The sequence below is a fragment of the Nocardia sp. CA-151230 genome (genome assembly GCF_050942175.1).
In the GTDB taxonomy this organism is placed as follows: Bacteria; Actinomycetota; Actinomycetes; order Mycobacteriales; family Mycobacteriaceae; genus Nocardia.
In genome coordinates this window covers 4,581,787-4,600,288 of record NZ_CP192061.1, presented here as the reverse complement: position 1 = coordinate 4,600,288, position 18,502 = coordinate 4,581,787, and the positions used below count along the sequence as shown (strand labels likewise).

The 18,502-nt window shown below is 67.1% G+C and carries 17 protein-coding genes and 1 pseudogene; 2 read left to right on the top strand and 16 right to left on the bottom strand.

Annotated features, from left to right (window positions below; translation table 11 throughout):
- Positions 1 to 16 precede the first annotated feature (16 nt).
- The 13 genes from ACQP1O_RS21595 to ACQP1O_RS21535 all read right to left on the bottom strand — a co-directional run bounded on the left by ACQP1O_RS21595 (position 17) and on the right by ACQP1O_RS21535 (position 13,009).
- Positions 17 to 970, bottom strand: a complete 954-nt coding sequence (locus tag ACQP1O_RS21595; RefSeq protein ID WP_433560314.1) for an MlaD family protein — start codon at positions 968 to 970, stop codon at positions 17 to 19.
- Positions 967 to 2,067 (bottom strand): MlaD family protein, encoded by a 1,101-nt coding sequence (locus ACQP1O_RS21590; RefSeq protein ID WP_433560313.1) that lies wholly within the window; start codon positions 2,065 to 2,067, stop codon positions 967 to 969. Before ACQP1O_RS21590 ends, ACQP1O_RS21595 begins: the two co-directional genes overlap by 4 nt.
- Positions 2,064 to 3,170 carry an MlaD family protein gene (locus ACQP1O_RS21585; protein WP_433560312.1) on the bottom strand — a complete coding sequence of 369 codons (1,107 nt, stop codon included), beginning with the start codon at positions 3,168 to 3,170 and terminating at the stop codon, positions 2,064 to 2,066. Before ACQP1O_RS21585 ends, ACQP1O_RS21590 begins: the two co-directional genes overlap by 4 nt.
- Positions 3,164 to 4,192 (bottom strand): MlaD family protein, encoded by a 1,029-nt coding sequence (locus ACQP1O_RS21580; protein WP_433560311.1) that lies wholly within the window; start codon positions 4,190 to 4,192, stop codon positions 3,164 to 3,166. The genes ACQP1O_RS21585 and ACQP1O_RS21580 overlap by 7 nt, the downstream gene beginning before the upstream one ends.
- A complete protein-coding gene (locus ACQP1O_RS21575; protein WP_433560310.1) occupies positions 4,180 to 5,184 on the bottom strand; it encodes an MlaD family protein in 1,005 nt (334 codons plus the stop codon). Before ACQP1O_RS21575 ends, ACQP1O_RS21580 begins: the two co-directional genes overlap by 13 nt.
- Entirely contained in the window at positions 5,184 to 6,179 is a 996-nt protein-coding gene (locus tag ACQP1O_RS21570; protein WP_433560309.1) for an MlaD family protein, read from the bottom strand. The genes ACQP1O_RS21575 and ACQP1O_RS21570 overlap by 1 nt, the downstream gene beginning before the upstream one ends.
- Positions 6,180 to 6,243: 64 nt before the next feature.
- Complete coding sequence (locus ACQP1O_RS21565; RefSeq protein ID WP_433560308.1) at positions 6,244 to 7,101, bottom strand: ABC transporter permease; 858 nt, start codon at positions 7,099 to 7,101, stop codon at positions 6,244 to 6,246.
- Positions 7,098 to 7,955, bottom strand: coding sequence for an MlaE family ABC transporter permease (locus ACQP1O_RS21560; protein WP_433560307.1), 858 nt, complete (start codon positions 7,953 to 7,955; stop codon positions 7,098 to 7,100). The genes ACQP1O_RS21565 and ACQP1O_RS21560 overlap by 4 nt, the downstream gene beginning before the upstream one ends.
- Before the next feature lie 203 nt (positions 7,956 to 8,158).
- Complete coding sequence (locus ACQP1O_RS21555; RefSeq protein ID WP_433560306.1) at positions 8,159 to 9,268, bottom strand: serine hydrolase domain-containing protein; 1,110 nt, start codon at positions 9,266 to 9,268, stop codon at positions 8,159 to 8,161.
- Positions 9,269 to 9,318: 50 nt separating this feature from the next.
- On the bottom strand, positions 9,319 to 10,179 hold the full coding sequence (locus ACQP1O_RS21550) for a helix-turn-helix domain-containing protein (protein WP_433560305.1): 861 nt from the start codon (positions 10,177 to 10,179) through the stop codon (positions 9,319 to 9,321).
- Between the two features lie 83 nt (positions 10,180 to 10,262).
- On the bottom strand, positions 10,263 to 11,105 hold the full coding sequence (locus ACQP1O_RS21545) for an acyl-CoA thioesterase (protein ID WP_433560304.1): 843 nt from the start codon (positions 11,103 to 11,105) through the stop codon (positions 10,263 to 10,265).
- A gap of 198 nt (positions 11,106 to 11,303) precedes the next feature.
- On the bottom strand, positions 11,304 to 11,858 hold the full coding sequence (locus ACQP1O_RS21540) for a hypothetical protein (RefSeq protein WP_433560303.1): 555 nt from the start codon (positions 11,856 to 11,858) through the stop codon (positions 11,304 to 11,306).
- A 299-nt stretch (positions 11,859 to 12,157) separates the two neighbouring features.
- Positions 12,158 to 13,009, bottom strand: a complete 852-nt coding sequence (locus tag ACQP1O_RS21535; protein WP_433567745.1) for an alpha/beta fold hydrolase — start codon at positions 13,007 to 13,009, stop codon at positions 12,158 to 12,160.
- 374 nt (positions 13,010 to 13,383) lie between these two features.
- Between ACQP1O_RS21535 and ACQP1O_RS21530 the strand changes: the two genes are divergently transcribed.
- Positions 13,384 to 14,220, top strand: a complete 837-nt coding sequence (locus ACQP1O_RS21530; protein WP_433560302.1) for an acyl-CoA thioesterase domain-containing protein — start codon at positions 13,384 to 13,386, stop codon at positions 14,218 to 14,220.
- Positions 14,221 to 14,553: 333 nt separating this feature from the next.
- On the opposite strand, the gene ACQP1O_RS21525 is transcribed toward ACQP1O_RS21530, so the two are convergent.
- Positions 14,554 to 14,778, bottom strand: coding sequence for a hypothetical protein (locus tag ACQP1O_RS21525; RefSeq protein WP_433560301.1), 225 nt, complete (start codon positions 14,776 to 14,778; stop codon positions 14,554 to 14,556).
- A 399-nt stretch (positions 14,779 to 15,177) separates the two neighbouring features.
- Between ACQP1O_RS21525 and ACQP1O_RS21520 the strand changes: the two genes are divergently transcribed.
- Positions 15,178 to 15,933 carry a class I SAM-dependent methyltransferase gene (locus ACQP1O_RS21520; protein WP_433560300.1) on the top strand — a complete coding sequence of 252 codons (756 nt, stop codon included), beginning with the start codon at positions 15,178 to 15,180 and terminating at the stop codon, positions 15,931 to 15,933.
- 265 nt (positions 15,934 to 16,198) lie between these two features.
- Here the strand turns inward: ACQP1O_RS21520 and ACQP1O_RS21515 are convergent, their stop codons facing one another.
- Positions 16,199 to 17,554, bottom strand: a complete 1,356-nt coding sequence (locus tag ACQP1O_RS21515) for a hydroxysqualene dehydroxylase (RefSeq protein WP_433560299.1) — start codon at positions 17,552 to 17,554, stop codon at positions 16,199 to 16,201.
- Positions 17,555 to 17,735: 181 nt separating this feature from the next.
- Positions 17,736 to 18,483: pseudogene (locus tag ACQP1O_RS21510) on the bottom strand (serine/threonine protein kinase); the annotation flags it as partial.
- Between the last annotated feature and the right edge of the window lie 19 nt (positions 18,484 to 18,502).

Here is an 18,502-nt window from a genome sequence, read left to right as displayed (position 1 = left end):
CCGACGGTCTCTGCGTTCATTTGATGGCGATCCGGAGATGCACTGCGCCGTCCTCGCCGACGCCCCGCAGGGCCTGGTCGATCAGCGCGCTGATATCGACGGCGGGTACCCGGCCGACCGCGTCACGCACCGGTTCGAGCACCGGCGCCAGCGGCGCGATGCCGGGACCGATCTTGTCCAGCAGCGCGTTCAGATCGGTCAGGAACGGGACGAGCCCGTCGCCGGTGAAGTAGTCGGGAACCGGCCGGCTTTCGGCCAGCAGGGAGCCCGAGGCGACGATCTGATTGAGGGTGATGCCGAACTCGCCGAACTTGGGCCCGGCATCGGCGAGCGAGGGGCCGAGCCACTCCATGTCGCCGCCGATCGCCTGCAGGTCGGCGAACAGCTGCCGCAGGGCGGCGGTGCGGCCGAGCAGCGCGGCGGCGAGCAGGGTCGTCGATCGCTGCAGGGTCTGCACGGCCGCGTCGGTTCCGGCCAGCGCGGTGTCGAAGGTGCCGACCAGGCGCGAAATCGACTCGGGATGAACCTGGTTCAGCAGTTCCACCACGCGGGTCGACAGGGCCGTGATCGTCATCGGCGTCCTGATCCGGTCGGCCGCGATGGTCTGGCCGTTCTCGAGATACGGCCCCGCGGCGGTGCCGGGCGCGAATTCGATGTAGGGCTCGCCCAGCGCCGACAGCTGTTCGATACGCACATCGCTGGCCACCGGGATCCGATACCGGTCGTCGATGCGCAGCCGCACCAGCACACCGGCGGACTGCTTACGGACCGACTCGGCACGCCCGACCTGGATGCCCGACAACAGCACCGGCGTATTCGGCCCCACGCCACCCGAATCGGCCAGGTGCATCTCGGCGACGAGGAACGACCGCCGCGGATCCAGCCGGAGGACGCCCACCGACATGTAGCCGACACCGAGGACCAGCACCGCGGCGATCGCCGAGAGCGACACCGTCGCACGCAGATTCATCGGACCACACCGATCATCCGCAGGGTATCGAGAATCCGGCTGGTCTGCTCGTCGGGTGACATCGCGGCACCGGCGCCGGGATCGACGCCGACCTGGACCAGATCGACCTTCGGGCCCCGATCGACGAAGGGGATGATCCGGTTCTGGATGAGATCCACCAGCCGCTTCAGATTGGACGGCGAATCGGTGTCGAGCGGATGCGCACCGAAGAGCACGGGCACCACCGCCCGCACACTGCCGTCGAGTGACTGCAGCAGCGGCGCAAGCCATTTCGCCGCGGGCGCGAGCGGGTCCAGCGAGGTCAGCACGAAGATCACGCCGATCTCCGCGTTCACCGCGTCGGTGGTGTGCTGCACGCCGTACGGGGTGAGCAGATCGTCGAACACGGGTGCGTTCTTCTGCAATCCGTCGTCCACCGTCGCCTGCAGGCCGTCGAGCACCGCGTCGATCGAACCCAGGTGATCGCCCAGATCCGACAGATCCGAGCCCAGGATTCCGGCGATGCGCGCCGTATCCGCCGGGTCCCGGGGGAGAATCGCGTTCGCCTGGCGGACGATGCTCTGCAGATCCGACACCGCGCCGCTGCCGACGAAGGTGGACAGGCCCGCGAGAATGTCCTCGATGGACGCCGATTGGGTGGTGTCCGCGAGCGGGATCGTCGCACCCGCCGCCAACTCGCCACCGGCCGGCGTGGACGGTTCGGTGAGCGCGATGTGCACATCGCCGAGCGGAGTGTCCTGCCGCAGTTCCGCGGTGGTGCCCACCGGCATTCGCACCGAGGTCCGGATCGCGATGTCGGCGATGGCGTATCCCCGGCGGGCGGGCCGGTCCCCGGCGGCGGCCACCGGATCGACGAGAGTCACCCGGGTCAGCTGTCCCACCCGGACGCCGTCGGCGATCACCTTGGCGCCCTGGGGAAGATTGAGCACATTGGCGAATTCGATGCGCAGCGTGTAGGTCGGTCCGCCCACTCCGGCGCCGGGGACGGGCAGGTCCGCGGGCTGGAAGCCGCACCCCGCGGCGGAAGCCACGGTGAGAGCCGCGACCATCGACCGCGCCACGCGGCCCGACGCCTTGCCTGCGCGCACGGCCGTCATCGCGCACCCGCCGCGGCCAGCAGCGCGGGCAGGGCGGGCACCGTCACCACGCCGCCGGAGTTCTGGCACCCCTGCCCGGTGAGTGCCCGCACGGCGGTGCAGATCTGATCCGTGTCCTGTTGCGCGAGCGCGAGTTTCGGCGGTGCGTAACCGATGCTCGGTTTGCCCGAGACCGGATCGACGGCGCTCGCGAACCCGGTCGCGACCGCGGGCGTCATCCGGATCACCTCCGCCAGCGAACCGACCCCCGACGCGATCAGGTTCGGCAGGTTCGGAATCGAGTCCAGTGCGCGCAGTGCGGGCGAGCCCAGCATCATGAGCGCGTCGTTGGCCTGTGGCAGGACCTCCGCCAGCGCGGCGACGAGATCGATGATGGGCGGGAACGCGATCGTGTCGATATCACCGAAGGTCTGCGGCAATCCGGTCACAGTGTCCTGCACCCGATCCCATCCGCCGCGGGCGCGATGCGCGAGCTCGGTGAGCGCGTCCAGCAGCTTGCCGAGATGGCCGATCGCCGCGTCGGGCGACCGCAGCGCCCGGGACAGTGCGTGCAGGATGGCGTTGATCCGTTCGCCGGTGCCGGCGGTGGCGTTGTCCAGCGCGTCCAGTCCGTCGGCCAGGGCGGTGCGCTGACTCGGGTCCCGGGTGCCGTCGAGCTTGTCGACCAGGCCGGCGAGGGCCGTGAAGGTCTCCGAAAGGCTCTTGGGTGTCAGCGTTTTGGTGATGCAGTGCGCTGGGTCCCAGCCGGGCCCCGCGGGTTCGGCGCCGATCAGGGCCAGCTTCCGATCGGCGACCAGGGTGTCGCTGACCGTGACCGCGCCGACGTCCGGCGGCAGCGTGCGATCCGCCCGTATCTCGAAGCGCACCCGCGCCGAGGTGCCGTCGGGTTCGATGTCGGTGACCCGGCCGACCGGCACACCCATGATGGTGACCGCGCTGCCCTGGTAGAGGCCGATGCTGTCGGGCATGTCGGCGCAGTAGCCGCGCAGCTGCGGATGCGGTCGGCTCAGCTTCAGGCCGATGGCGGCGGCCAGCACGAGGGTGACGACCACCGTGGCCGACATCAGCCCGCGCGAGGCCAGGATTCTCTTCACCGTCAACATCCCCCTCCCGGAACGGGTACGCACACCGCCGCGAGCGTGGCGGCGGACTGGTCGATGCTCACGCCGCCGCCGGCGGGCAGCAGCGGAAGCAGACGTTGTTCGAAGCCGCGCAAGGAATCCACCAGTGCGCCCAGCCGGCCGCCGAGTTCGGACAGCTTCGGGATCGCGTCGGCGAGTGGCTGTGCGCGCTGTTTCAGCGACTCGTCCCAGGCCCGGCCCAGCGGTGTCAGATCACGGAGCACCGCCGCCAGATCCCGCAGCGCCTGAGCCACCTGCACCTTGTTGTTCTGGACGATCGTCTCGAGGGTGCCCAGCGTGGTCAGCAGTCGCGCCAGGACATCCGCATTCTGGTTCAGCGCGTTCAGATACTCGTCGGCGAGGGACAGGGTGCGGGAGATGGCGGCGTTCTGCTTGTCCAGGACTCCCACCAGATCCCCGGCCGCACCGACGGCGGCGCGGACCGAGTCCGGGTTCGCGCCGATCGACTGTCCCACGGCGGCGAGATCCTGCCGCAGGACGTCGCCGTCGATCCGCTGGACCGGTTGAATCGCGTCCTGGAAGGCCTGAGTGAGGTTGTAGGGCACGATGACGCGTTCGGGCGGTATCACTGCGGACCCGAGTGGCTTGTCTCCGGCAGGTTCGACCGCGACGTAGTAGCCGCCGACGACCGTCAGCATGCGGATATCGAGGGTGGTCCGATCGCCGAGGAACGCCCGCTCCGAGACGGTGAACTCCATGCGGACCCGATCCGCCAGCAGGGTCAGCGATTTCACCTTGCCGACCGGAATGCCCGCGATGCGGACGTCGTCGCCGGGCCGGACGGCGCCGGCCTGGGTCATCTCCGCCGTACAGGTTCGTTCCGGCGAGGTCCCGCAGATGTAGACGGCGCTGATCGCGATCACCAGCACGATGGCGGCGCAGAGGCCGGCAATCCCCCATCGGAGGTCGCGGGCGGACTCTCCCGCCGCCGTGCGGTCCGGGTCGCGCCGGGTGCGGCGCCGCGACGGAATCACCTGTGGCATAGGACGATCCTTTGTCCGGCGATCAGCATGCGCAGGGGTTCGGGCGCGATGGCAGCGCCGTGGGAGCAGGTCATGCCGGCGTCCGGGCCGGTTGCCGGGACGGCCGCCGTCATCGCCTGGATCAGGCCGGGCAGGCGGTCGAAGACCGCTACCGCCTGCCGAGGATCCGGGAAGGCCTGTTTCAGCACGGCGTCCAGGTCGCGGTCGGGGGCTCCGGTGACGCCCAGCACGGTCAGCATGCTCCGAAGTGGTTGCAGCACCGGGGGAATCTGGTCGGAGAAGCTGACCAGACCGGGCAGCTTGTCGCTGATGGTGACGAACAGGTCGGTGAGGTTCGTCAGCAGTTTCATCGCATTGCCCGATCTGCCGCCGAGGTGATCGGCGATCTGGGACAGGTTGGCCACCAGGGTCGAGAGCACCGCCTGCCGGTCGGAGGCGTAGTGGCTGAGCTTCTCGATGGCTCCCAGCGCCGGTCCGAGCCCGGTCCCGTCACCCTGGATGACGGCGAGCATGCCGGCGCCGAACTGGTTCAGGTCCTCCGGTGAAAGCTGTGCCAGCACTGGTTGCAGGCCCTTGAACAGGGTCGTGATGTCGAACGCGGGGACGGTCTCCGCGGTGCCGAAGACCATTGCCGGATTCCGGTGTGCACCGGGCTGATCCGGCTGTTCGATGTCGAGATAGCGGAATCCGGTGAGGTTCTGGTACCGGATGGCGATCGTGGTGTTGGCGAACAGCGGGTGAGCGCGGGTGACGGTGAACCGCACCCGCGCCAGCGTGCCGTCCAGGCCGACGTCGCCCACCTTGCCGACCTGAACGCCGTAGAGGCGCACGTCGTCACCGGGGCGCAGACCGTTCGCGTCGGTGAACAGCGCTGTGTAGGAGTCGGTTTCGCCGCTGACCGGGTGTTCGACGACCCGGAACACGCCCGCCAGCACCACACCCATCAACGCCGTTGCGAGGGCGACGCGCAGCAGCAGGGCACGGGTGGACATCAGCGGCCTCCCGTCACCGGGTGCGAGCCGAGGACCGCGGCGAGCGGCGTCGCCAGGCCGGGCACGCCCGTCAGTTCCACGGATGCGTTCAGCACCGGTCCATCCGGTGTGTCGTGGAACGCCGCGCCGAGCCGGGTGAGCAGTTCGGTGAGATCGCTCGCGGTGTGGTCCGGCGTGCTGATCGACGCGGACACCTGCTCGAGAATCGTTGTGCCGATGGGCGACAGACTGGAGAAGTAGCGCTGCGAGGTGCCGAGCAGGGTCGTGGCCGTGGGCAGCAGATCGGTGCGGATGCCGGAGAACATGGCGCCGAATCGGGCCAGCTGTTCCGGGGAGGCGAGCTGTTTGTTCACGTAGCTCGCCTCCAGGACCGCCAGACCGCCGGTCAGCATGGGCGGCAGTCCCGCCAGTGCCGAGCCGAATCGGTCCAACAGCAGCGACGGCGGCAGCTGCTGGGTTTCGGCGAACGCCCGCGCGGTGGCGCCGATGGCCTGCAACAGTGGGGTGAACGCGCCGAGGTCGTGTGCGACGGTGCGCAGCAGCTCGGTCAGTTGCGGTGTGAGCACCGCGCCGGTGAGCTTGCCGGTGGACTCGAGCAGGGTCGCCAGCGTCGCGTCCCGGACCCGATCGGCCGCCCCGGTCAGATCGACGGTCATCCCGTCGCTGAGCACCGTGCCGCCCGCTGCCGAGTGCAGCTCCAGGGCGCTGATGCCGAACAGGTTGCCCGGCGCGTAGTCGACGCTCACCGCGTCCGTGAGACCGAACAGCTGGGAACCGGTCAGGCTCAGCATGATTCGCTGCCGACCACGCCCGGCGACGTCGATGGCCCCGACCGATCCGACGCGCACGCCGTCGAGCCGGACATCGGTCCCGGGCCCGACCCCCGCACCGACCTGGCTCACCACCAACGCCACATGGATCTCGTCGGCCGGTGCTGATGCCGGCCACGCTCGCCAGCCGACGCCGGTGCACACGGCCAGCACGAGCGCGCACACGCCGAATATCCGCGCCCGGCATGGACCGACTTCGGTTCCGGGCAGTGCATAAGGTGGCATGGCGTCACCCGGTGAAGGAGATGGGCGAGCGGAATCCCCACAGCACGATGGTGGCGACCATGTCCAGCGCGATGATCGACACCAGACTCGCCCGGATCGCGCGCCCCGAGCCGATCCCGACGCCCTCGGGCCCGCCGGTGGCGAAAAACCCTTGGTAGCAATGGATCAGCACGACCGCCACCGCGAACAGCATCACCTTGATGGTCGCGGCGGTCACGTCCCAGCCGGACACGAACTGATCGAAGTAATGGTTGAAGGTGCCCGAGGGCGTGCTGTGGACGGTGGTCACGATCACCTCGCACGAGAAGTAGCTGAGTATCAGGGCGACGACGAATGCCGGTGCGACGGCGACGATTCCGGCGACGACCCGGGTGGTCACCACGAACGGCACCGACCGGATGCCCAGCGATTCGAGGGCATCGATCTCCTCGGAGATGCGCATCGAGCCGATCTCCGCGGTCATCCGGCAGCCGGCCTGCGCCGCGAAGCCGACGCCCGCGGCGATCGGCGCGAGCTCGCGCGTCACCCCGAACGCCGAGATGAGACCGCTGAGCTGGCCGAGGGACAGCAGATTCAGGGCACTGAAGGCCTCGATGCCGATGGACGCGCCCATCGCCGCACCCAGCAGCAGCATCAGCGGCACCACACCGCCGCCGATGATCACCGAGCCACGTCCCCAGGTCATGTCGGTGATCACCGCGATCGTCTCGCGCCGGTAGTGGACCAGCGTGTACGGCAGCGACGCGAGCACCTGCCAGCCGAAACCCAGTGCGAAACCGATGGATTCGATCGGGCGCAGCGGATGCGCGAGACCGCGCCGGGCCCACCGCAATCCGGCCGGCAGGTAGGACGCCGCCATCACGCCATCCTCACCGGGAAGAACATGGTGACCACCTGTGTGATCGCGGTGTTCAGCACCGCGACCGCCGCCACCGACATCACCACCGCGGCATTCACCCCGTCGGCGACACCGCGCGGGCCGCCCTTGGCCTCGAGCCCGCGCTGACAGGCGATCACCACCACCAGCAGCCCGAAGATCAGGGCCTTGGCCAGCGACACCCAGATGTCGATGGGCGTGGTGAAGGCGCCGAACGACTGCCAGTAGCTACCCGGACTGACATCGAGCGCGGCCACCGCCACCGCGAATCCCGAGGCGATGCCGATGCACACGATCAGCACATTGAGCAGCGGGGCGACCAGCATCATCGCGGCGATACGCGGAACGACCAGGCGCTGAATGGGATCCACACCCATGACGCGCATGGCATCGACCTCCTCGCGAATGGTCCGCGCCCCGAGATCGGCCGCGATCGCGGCCGCACCCGCACCGCCGAGCAGCATCGCGGTGGCCATCGGCGCACCCTGCTTGATCACCCCGAGCCCACCGGCCGCGCCGATCATCGAGTCGGCGCCCAGCTGCGAGACGATATTGCCGACCTGCGCGGAGACGATGACCCCGAACGGAATCGCCATCAGCACGCTCGGAATGGCGGTCACCCGGATCAAAAACCAAGCCTGCGTGAGCGTTTCGTGCAGCTGGAAGCGCAGCCGCACGACATCGACGACACCGACGCGGATCGCGCCGGCGCCGATCCGCAACGCACGCCCCAGTGTGGCCAGGCTCGACAGCACGGTCTCGGCGAAGTTCCGGCGCAATACCCGCGCCGCGGTCATTCCCTCGGCATCCGGCCGAACCGGCACCTCAGCCGTCGACATCGAACCTCCTCGTACGACCGGTCTTTCAACCCTCGAGGGCAGGTCGGACGCCGCGCGCCGACCCCCCTTCCCACGGCCGTGTGATCAACCTCGATCTGTGCGCGGGTGACGCTACCATATGAAATGGACCACATTCCAGACACTGGTCTAGAAATGTGCTCGCTCACCAAGTCAGGCGGATTCCGTCTCTGCGGGACACGCTGCTACGCGAGCGCCTGATGGATAAACGCTTGCAGGGCAGCGTCGATGGGATGAGGCCGCGGCGCGACGGCAGGACGGTTCCAGCGTTGGAGGTTCACGGCGGCGGAGAGTTGGCGCGTGCCGTCGACGCTGGTCATCGAGATTGCGCCGCCGCCCCAGACGGAGCCGTCGTGACCCCAGAAGGTCGCGGGGCCGGGGGCCGGCAGCGTCTGGAGGCCGAGACCGTAGTCGAGGGTCTTTCCCTCGAACGAGATGACCGGAACGGTGCGCTGCATCTCCGCCAGGGCTGGGCGGCTGAGGATTTCGCCGGCCAGCAGTAGACCGAAGAAGCGGTTCAGGTCCGAGACGGTGGAAATCAGCGACGCCGCCGGTCCGACCCACGACATGTCGAAAACGCTGTAGTCGCGCGGCGGTTCGATCATGCCGAACCACGACTCGTAGTGCCGGGAGTGGGGCCCGTCGATGTGCGGTCCGGCCGGGAGTTCGGTGTCCCGCAGCCCGGCGCGCTCGATGATCTCGCCGGTGATGTACTTCTCGGCCGAGGTGCCGGTCACCGACTCCAGAAGTTCGCACAGCAGAAGGTAATTGGTGTTCGAGTAGATCCCGGGGGTGCCGCCCGGGGCCCCGGTGGCGGGCGCCGAGACACCCATGCCGATCAGCTCGGTCGGGTGGAAGCGGGTGAATCGGTTGTCGTCCAGGCTGTCGGGCGTCGTCTTCGCCAGGTCCGGGAAGGACGCGAGCGACGGGTAGGCACAGGGCAGGTATTCGGCGAGGCCGCTGGTGTGGTTGAGCAACATCCGTACCGTGATCGCCGCACCCCGATCTCCGGGAACCAGGCGGGGCAGGTAGCGGCCGATCGGTGCGTCGAGCTCGATCGCACCGTCGTCGACCTGCCGCAGTACGGCGGCGGCGGTGAACGTCTTGGTGATGCTGCCGACGCGGTGGCGCATATCGCTGGTGACGGGTCGGCCGGTTGCGACGTCGGCGACTCCGGCTGCGCCACGCCAGATCTGGTCACCGGCGCGGACTTCCGCGAAGATTCCCGGCATCCCGGCACGGTGAACGGCATCCAGGCCGGCTTGCAGCTGGGTGGAATCGAGGGTGGTGGTCACGACACGTGTCCTCTCGTTGTCGATGTTGGTGGCCACCAGGATCGACCGGGCTACCCGGCCCGGTATTGGAAAAATTCTCCCCAGGCCCGGTACCGGTGCCGGGCGATGGCGGGCAGATAGTGTCCGGCGAGCGCCTTCGGAGTGCCATTCGCGAAGATCGAGACATCCCGGCACAGGTGAGCCTGATCGGTGTACCCGCACTCCGCCGCGACATCGGTGGCGGACCGGCCCGCCACCAGTTTGTCGACGGCATACCGGAATCGGGCCAGCATCGCCGCCCGCTTGGGAGGGAGTCCGATCTGGGACTCGAACCGCGACCCCAGCCGCTTGTAGCTCCAGCCGAGCGAATCGGCGAGTTCACCGATCCGCAACCGGCCGTGCGCGGACTCGATTCGAAACCAGGCCTCCAACACCTCCGGATCCGGCGACCGGTTCGGGGTGTCGCGCTGTGCCAGAAACGATTTCGTCAGCGCGAAACGCTCGCCCCAAGCCGGGGCGGAGGCGAGTTGCTCGCGTAGTACCCGAACCCGCGGTCCCCAGAGATCCTCCAGGGCGACGACGCCGCAGCCCAAATCGATTGGGGGAACTCCCAACAGGGAGTAGGCCTGTATCGGCGACAGGCGAATCTCGATGCACGCGGCTTGTTCGCTGCGTACGCGCATGGGCGAGAGGGCAAGCCCTGCGGCGAACCCGTCGAGAGTTCGCCGCCCGACGACATCGTCGACCAGCACGGCGTCGGCACCGAAACCGATCACCACCGTGACTGCCGTCGTCCCCGCTACCCGGAGGTCCAGTCCGGCCCTGCCCATGTCGCGATAACCGATCATCGCGCCGTCCGGCCATCCGGCATCGTTCGGACCCGCGAAATCCCACCCCACACCGGGCTCGTCACCGAAGTCCACAGCATCCACCCCATCCAGGCTACAAACCCGGCGGCCTCACCTCGGTCGCCCAGGGTGGGCCCGGGTCGTGGCCGCAGGCTCGACGCGGCCGGTCAGCCGCCCCGGCGCATCAGGCCCTGGGCGGAGACGGACGCCACCAGATCACCGGCCCGGGTGAAGATCTGGATGCGGCCGTACATCCGGCTGCCACCGGCGAACGGGCTCTCGCAGTGCAGCAGCAGCCAGTCGTGCATCGCGAACGGCCGATGGAAGGTGACAGTCTGGCTGAGCATGGCGGCCGCGCCGCGGCCGCCGCGGCGCGCGATCTCGGTCTGCGGGTACGGGCGCATCGCGACCGGGCCCAGGAAGCCCTCGCTGCCGTGCGCCAGCAACGCGCGACCGAGGCCCGGCAGGTCGGGCGCCTTGTCACAGCGCATCCACACATCCAGTGCAGGCGGTCCCGACAGTTCCGCCGCGAGCGCGTCCGCACCGCCGAGTGTCCGTACCTCCCAGGGCAACAGCGCACACGGCAGCTCCTCGCACTCCTCCGGCCCCGGCACCCCCTCGGGCAGGTGCGCACCGTGGCTGAGGAAGTCCGGCTCCTCCGCGCTGAGCATCGTCAGCACCCGCGCGTGCTCGCGCCCCTCCTGGGAGAACGAAACCTGGACCGTCGCCAGCGCCCGCCCCGACTGCACCACCTCGACCGCCACATCGACGTCCCGGTCGGCATACCCACCGCGCGGAAAGACACCGTGCAGCGACTGCACGGCCATGTGCGGCACCGTCCGCTCCGCGGCAACCACGGCCTGCGCGAGCGTCTGACTCCCGAGCGTCGTCGGCAGCGTCGAGGTGACATTGCGAGCACGGAACCGACCCGCCCCGACCTCGGTGAGATCGAGGACATCGAGCAGATCAGCCAGGTCGACCACCGGCCACATATGCGTTCCACCAGCCATTGCGAAATATTTGCACACCCCGGAAAGCGCGCGGTCGGCGATTCCCGATGAGCGGCACGACGACGTGTCCGAACCCCTGCGCGAATCGGTGAAAGCGCAACGCTGGGACCTTATCCGGACCAGCCCGCACGCTCAGTCCGAACTCAGCAGAACACACCACATGCCGATGACCGTGCCGTCGAGAGTGTGCCTCAGCGGTCAGTATCCGTTGGCGTCCAGAGCTTCCCGCACGGCTTTGCAGAGCTCGTAGTCCACTGCGCCGGGCGGGATCAGCAAGTCCGCCTCGCTGAGCACGTCAACTCCGAGCATGTCGACAGCTTGCGACGGGAGAGTTCCGTCGTCTTGCTCCTTGACTCCGATTCCTGCCCAAATGACAAGAAGTCCGCCGCGGTCCTTCCTGTCCAGCTTGCGGATCCGCCACCAAAGGTTATCCATCCTCCACATGGCGGAGATCGGGTCGATCAGGTCCATCCGCCAGGCACGACCGTAGGTCCCGGCGACAACATCCCAGGAATCGAGGCGCGGCGCACCGCGGAGATAGCGGTCGATCTGGCCGTGTAGCTCCCCCAGCTTGGTCTCGATCACGCTGTCGTCGCGGGTTTCCATCGCCGCGAGCTCGGTCAGGGCAGACCACGAGAAGCCCTGACGCAGTAGAACTTGCGCGATCGACGGCCAATAGCGTTCGAAAAGTACGCCCTCTACCGCTGGTCCGGTAAGACCGTGGATCACCTGAGCAGCAGCAGTCACGGACATCCTGCGAGCATAAGCACCACGTCGGCCTCCACAATCCGGCAGTACCAACGCACCATTTTGCCGCACCAACGCACCATTTTGCCGCGTGGCGCGCTGACCGAACCGGCCGGCGCGGGCCATCGGAAGATCAACGGGCAGAGCGCCGTACGACCGCCGGCAGTGCGCGCTCATGCCGATTATCTGATGTGTGGTTGATTCGGTGCGCATAGTTGCGGTGGGCAGGTGTTGGTGCGTATGAATGCCGCGGTTCGGTGTTGCGCAGCGCAGTCGCGCGAACACCGAACCGTGGAGGAGATCATCTAGCGTTGCAGGAACTCCAGGGTTGTGCGTTCGAACGCGTCCTTGGCCTCGAGCATGATCCAGTGCCCGCAGTTCGGGAACACGTGCAGCTCGGCGTTCGGGATGCTGCGCAGGGGCAGCAAGGCCATATCGAGCGGAGTCTGGCGATCATCGCGTCCCCAGGCCAGCAGCGTCGGGCACACGACCTTGTGCATCATCGCCCAGTACGGTGGCGTGTCGGTATCGGTCAGCATGCGCACGCGGGCCGCGAAAGCCTCTTTGCCGTACATGGATTTGATCGATGCCAGCGCATCCGGATCCAGCGCGGTCTGCCAGCGCTCCTCGATCAACTCCTCGGTGACGAGCTCCGGACTGTAGGACATGCACCGAATCCAGCGGATCAGGTTCTCCCGCGTCGGTTGCTCGGTGAAATCCTGCAGGATCTGCGACCCTTCGCTGAGGGGCTGGGTGAACAGGTTCGGTCCCACCCCACCGATACAGACGAGCTTGTCGACGCGGCCCGGGTGGCGGATCGCCAGGTTCAGCCCAACCACCCCGCCCAGCGAATTCCCGATGACGGCGGCGGATTCGATGCCCAGCGCGTCCATGAAGCGGAGCACCGAATCCAGCGCGGTCAACACCGGATTGCCTGGAACCGGGTCACTGACCCCGAATCCGGGGAACTCCAGAACGTAGCAGTGGTACTGCTTCGCGAACACTGCCAGGCTGCTGCGGAAGTTCCGCCAACCGCTCACCCCGATCCCGGAACCGTGCAGCATCAACAGCGGCGGCCCGTCGCCGGCCTCGTGGTAGCGCAGAACGCCCGTGTCTGTGCCCAATTCGCGTTTCGTGGTTTCAAAGACTGTGTCCATGACCTCGAAACTAGAACGTGTTCCTAAGACCAGCATGTGTAATCAGTAAGGGACAAACAGGATTTCGTTGCCCTCCCGCTGATCAGTGCGACCTTCCCGGTAATGGCCAGTTCTTGGTCATAGTGTCAGACAGTAGCCATCGACTGTGGTGGCCCGCCGGTCGTCGTGTGGAGATTCTGCGTCCGGCAACATCCGCTCCTGCCGCATGGCGCGCTGAGCGAACCGGCCAGCGCGGATGCGTGGAAGATCAACGAGCAGGGGCCATCTGAGCCTGCCGATCGTCGTCAGCGCACGGCAATGTCGAATGGTGCGCACAGGGACCGGATCCGGATGATGTCCCGAGAGGGAATGAAACGTGTTCTAATCGATGGGTTTTGGCGAGCCTGAAGCAGAGGGGGGCGATCTCGGTGGTTTCATTTTTCGTGGCGCAAGACGGGCAGTATCAAGCGCAGGGCTACGGCGTCAGTCAGTGGTCGTCGAAGCAGGTGAATGGGCCGGCGGTGTGCGGATTGTTGGCGCGTCAGCTTGAAACACATTGCCCCGCAGGCGGCTTCATTCCCGCACGCCTGACGGTCGATATGCTCCGTCCGGTACTGAACGAACCGATCGCGTTGCACAGCATCGTCATCCGCGAAGGCGCGCGAGTCCTCGTCGCCGATGCGTCGATCGTGCAACAGGGTGAGCTCCGTGCGCGGGCGAGCGCGGTCTTCCTCGCTTCCGCTTCCGCGCCGCCGGGTGAGATGTGGCAGCCGCAAGCGTCGTTGCCCGCACCGCAGGCTCGGCTGACATCACCGGATGGCGAGCCGCCGTTGCTCAAGTGCGGCGATTCGGAGTGGACCGGCGACTTGGCGGCAGGCCAGAATGCCGATCGTAAAGTGCTGTGGCAGAATCTCATTCCCTTGATCGAGGGTGAACCGATCTCCCCGTTTCAACGAGCAGCTGCCATGGGGGACGCCACGAACTTCGTCTGTCACTGGGGATCTGCGGGGATCGGGTACATCAACACCGACATGACCTTGACGCTGTCGCGGTTGCCCCAAGGTCCGGAGCTGGGACTTCAGGCGCAGGACCAGGTCACCGGCGAAGGTATCGCGGTGGGAACCGCAACGCTCTACGACCGCGTCGGCCGGTTGGGTACCTGCGTTGTGACCGCCGTCGCTGATGCCCGCCGGCCAGTATCGGCCGCACGCCACGCGTCGGCCGCAAGCTGATTGACCAATGTCCTCATCCGCCGCATACCGCGCTGACCGATCCGGACAGCGCGGGTACGTGGAAGATCAACGGGCAGGGGCCATCTGAGCCCGCCGACCGAATGTCGTCAGTGTGCGCTCATGCCGATGTTTTGTGCACCATGACCTTTCGCTCCGCGGCCAAGCTCGTTCGCGAGCAGCTCATCAGTGGACGACTCCGGAACCGGTGCCCCGCTTCGCCAATTCGAGCGGTGCATCGTGCTCGGCGGCCGGGCGGATCGGCCCGCAGACTCTTTCGATCCACCCGGCCTGAGAAGCAATCGGACCGTCACGGCAGCTACTGCTGCCGACGCTTCACATGCTGGATGTGAGCACCTTGTAGCGCAGGAACTCCTCGAAGTCGACGCGCATGTCCGGGCGGCGTTGGTCTTGCCGCATATGACGCTCGAAGATCTCCTCGAATTCCTGGCCCTGGGCCCTACCCCACTCGACTGCTTCCTTCATGGTGATGAAACCGTCGTGGTCTGTATCGATCTTGTCGAACTCCCGCCGGCTGGCGTCGATCTGCTGCTGGTTCATACCGTCTCCTTTGCCGGTTGGTTACCACAGAACAGCGATACTTTTCGTTCGTCATCGATCGAGCACTTAAAGCGTACGCGGAAAGTTTGCTGGGATGTCAAGATCGGCGGGCATCGGAACGAACCGGATCACTGTGCCCGACGGCGTCGACACGGCCAGCCCCATCGCGCACGTTGTGGCCGAGGCCGGGACCCCTCGCCGCCGCCTGGCCACCAAGCGGACCCGAACGACTCGCCTTCGAGATCGACATAGAGGAACTAACGTCGTGAGACACCATGATTAGCCTTCTGTGCAGCACATCCTCGAATGGCCGCTGCCGCGCGACGCTGGGCCATCCGGAATGGTTGCGTAGCAATGGTTTACAGCTCATCCCCGCGCTGGCGTGAAAGGATTGGGTGTATGACTCCGGTTTCAGAAGGCCATGCACTTCCCACTGATCCGGCCCATGTAGGTGGCTACGACAGCATCGCCGAGGGCTACACGGCAGAGAACGAGACCGGCCTCCTGCACGCGTACTACAACCGGCCCGCAATCCTGGAACTCGCCGGGGACGTGACCGGTCGGCGGATCCTCGACGTCGGCTGCGGCCCGGGTCCGCTGTTCGCCGCACTGCACGAACGCGGCGCCGTCGTGACCGGAATCGACGCGAGCGCGCGGATACTGGAGCAGGCGCGCCAACGCCTCGGCGCCGACGCGGACCTGCGGCTCGCTGACCTGGCCGACCCGCTACCATTTCCCGACCGCGCGTTCGACGACGTCGTCGCGTCCCTGGTGCTGCATTACCTGCAGGACTGGGGGCCGGCACTGGCCGAGCTGCGATGTGTGCTGGTCCCCGGCGGTCGGCTGGTCGTCTCGGTCGAGCATCCTTTCGCCAACTTCCTCGGGCAGCGCTTGGCCGGGGACGAGACCAACTACTTCCAGACCCGGAACCGGGTCGAAGAATGGACCATGGGCGGACAGACCGCCGAGCTGAGCTTCTGGGACCGGCCATTGCATGCGATGACCGAGGCTTTCACCGCAGCAGGCTTCCGTATCAGCATCATCAGCGAACCACCGGCCCTGCCCGCCGCCCGCGATCTGATCCCCGAGGTTCTCGGCGAAAGCGCCGACAATAGGTTCCTGTGCTTCCTGTTCTTCGTTCTGCACGCTGACTGATCGCCGCAGCCCTGCCCTACTGCCCTGCCGCAACGAAGACTTGACCCCCTGGACCGGAGCATCCGCTCATGCCTGCGGGTTCAGGAGGTCGTCGCAACACCTCGCCGCACGTCAAACGCCCTGTTCGGAGCCCAGCTCACCTTCCGAAGCCGAATAACCTCCGCACAGGACTCACCGTTCCAACCACGGCCGGTAACACCTCCCCACCCACTTCGCCGGGCTGGCTCTAGTGAACTCGAGTGCGCGCTCGATGCCGCCGACCTGGTTACCCGATATCGAACACGTTGGGTAGCCCGTCGCGGTAGCGCTGTTCGTCGATCCCGCGCAGCTGCTCGAGCTCAGGGGCCTGATAGAGGGGGTGGATGTCACAGCGCTCGGCATTTGATCCCGTAGCGTCCAGCAGGGAATTCACTGCCGCCCGGGCGGATTCGTTGGCGCCCTCCATGGTGGCCAGATCAACGTTCGTCCGCACGTAGTCCCCGGCGAGGAAGAGGTTCGCAATCGCGGTCCGCGGGTTCGGCCGGTCCTGCCAGGAGCCTGCGGTGTTGATGAGCAGCGGATCATCGTTGGTGTTGAGTCCGGGGTCGGGATGCCAGGCGATAGCCGGGTCGATGAACCAGGAATGCAGGTCGTCGTCCGGCAGCAGCATCCGCGTGTCGTTGACGTGCGCGCCGATCTGCGCCCACACCTCCCGGGCGACCTCGTCGGGGTTGCATTGCTTGGCAGGTTTGCCGTACAGCATCCCGGGGGTTTCCCAGTCCGAGATGTCGACCGACAGGCAATCTTGTACTGCGCCATCGCCGTAGTGGTCGCCGAGACTGCGAGCCCAGAATTGGTTCTGCGACAGCGCGGTCAGTGCCCACGGTGAATCGACGAAGGCGATGTGTCCCTCGCACAGCGTGGCCGGGCGCCGGAGGTAGAACTGGATCCCGTTCATCCAATCGACGAACAGGTTGTCCATCGCGGCGAGTCCGGGATCGATGGTCAGAATCTCCGGCGTCCACAGTCGGCGGGCTTTCTCGGCCGGCAGCGCGCAGATGAAATGGTCCGCCTCCATCGGAGTCTCGTAACCGGTCTGATCGGCCACAGTGACGGTCGCGATCCGGCCACCGCGCATACCCAACCCGGTCACCGTCGCCGGCACCGCGAATCGGACGCCGAGATCGGTGAGCTGGCGCACCCACGGGTCGATCCACGCCTCGTTGGTCGGGCCGTTGAGCACCCGGTCTGCCTCACCGTCCTTGCCGCGGCCCAGCGTCAGGTTGAAGAACGCCTCGCTGATGCCGCCGATCGTCCGGGTGCTGGCCAGGTCCGCCTTGGCGGCAACCAAACTTCTGGTGGGCAGCCTGGACAGCAGCGTCCGGTATTCCGGCGATCGGCTGTCCGCGCCGATGAAGCTCGTCCACGGTATTTTCTCCCATTGCCCGAGCCGGCGGGCTTCGGAACTGGTGAGGTACACCAGCATGCGCCCGGCCCAGTACGACGACTCCGATCCGGGTAGGTCGACAGCTTCCCGGACTGCGGCGGCGAGGGACTCGCGTAGGTCGTCGGGTGTGATCGAGGACAGATCGCGGGGTCCCGGCACCGTGATGTCGGGGCCGCCCTGCCGCGCCAGCTTCACCTGTCGGGCATGCGGTCGACCCCGGTGCAGGCCCGTAGTGGGCAGGTGTTGCTCGATGCGATCGATGGGGTGCTCAAGGACAAGGGCGAGGTTCGTCCTGCCGAGACGGCGGTGCGGGCGCGGATCGCGGCGATGACGTGGCCGGAGACGGTCGCCTGGCTGGGTCGCCGACTCGCTGATGGCCGAGTCAGCACATCGAGCAGCGTGCCACCCGGCAGATACTGCATATAGAGCAACTTCAGCTCGCCATCGGCGATCAGACGCTGGTCGAAGATCCGCACGATGTATTCGTGGTCCAACTGGGCCAGGGTCTCCGGCTCGGTGCCGTGATTGTGCGAAATCTTCACCGCGACCAGCCGCTGCATCGAACGCTGCCGCGCGAGATACACCCGCGCGAACGCACCCTCCCCGATCATCGTCAACAGATCGAAATCCCCGACCCGATCCCCCGGATTGATCGCCCCGAGAGCAACCTGCGCGCTCGGACGAGCAACCATCGTGCTGCGATACTCGGTCGTGTCCAGCTGGACCGGACCACGACCGATCTCGGTCGCCTCAGGCTCGGGACCCCCGGATTCGGTCGACTCCTCCCCCGCAACAGGCTGCGAGCCGCGACGCAGGGCATGGTACTCCTCATAGACCAGATCCGCCGGCGGCGGGCCACTCCGCAACTCGGCGTACTGCTCGCAATACTCGGCGAGCCGCTTGGGAAAATGATGCCGAACCCAACGATTCTCGAGATCGACCTTGATCAACTCCACCAACACCGCACGCCGGTCGGCATCGGCCTCGGGAAGGTACGCCGACAGGTCCGGAGGACACCCCGACACCGTCCACGCCTGCGAAAACCGCGACACCGCCCCGGCAAGCGCCGTACGGCTCCGTTCAGCCGGATCGATAATCAGATCCCGCAGCGACTCATGTGCCACATCGATACCCCGAAACGCG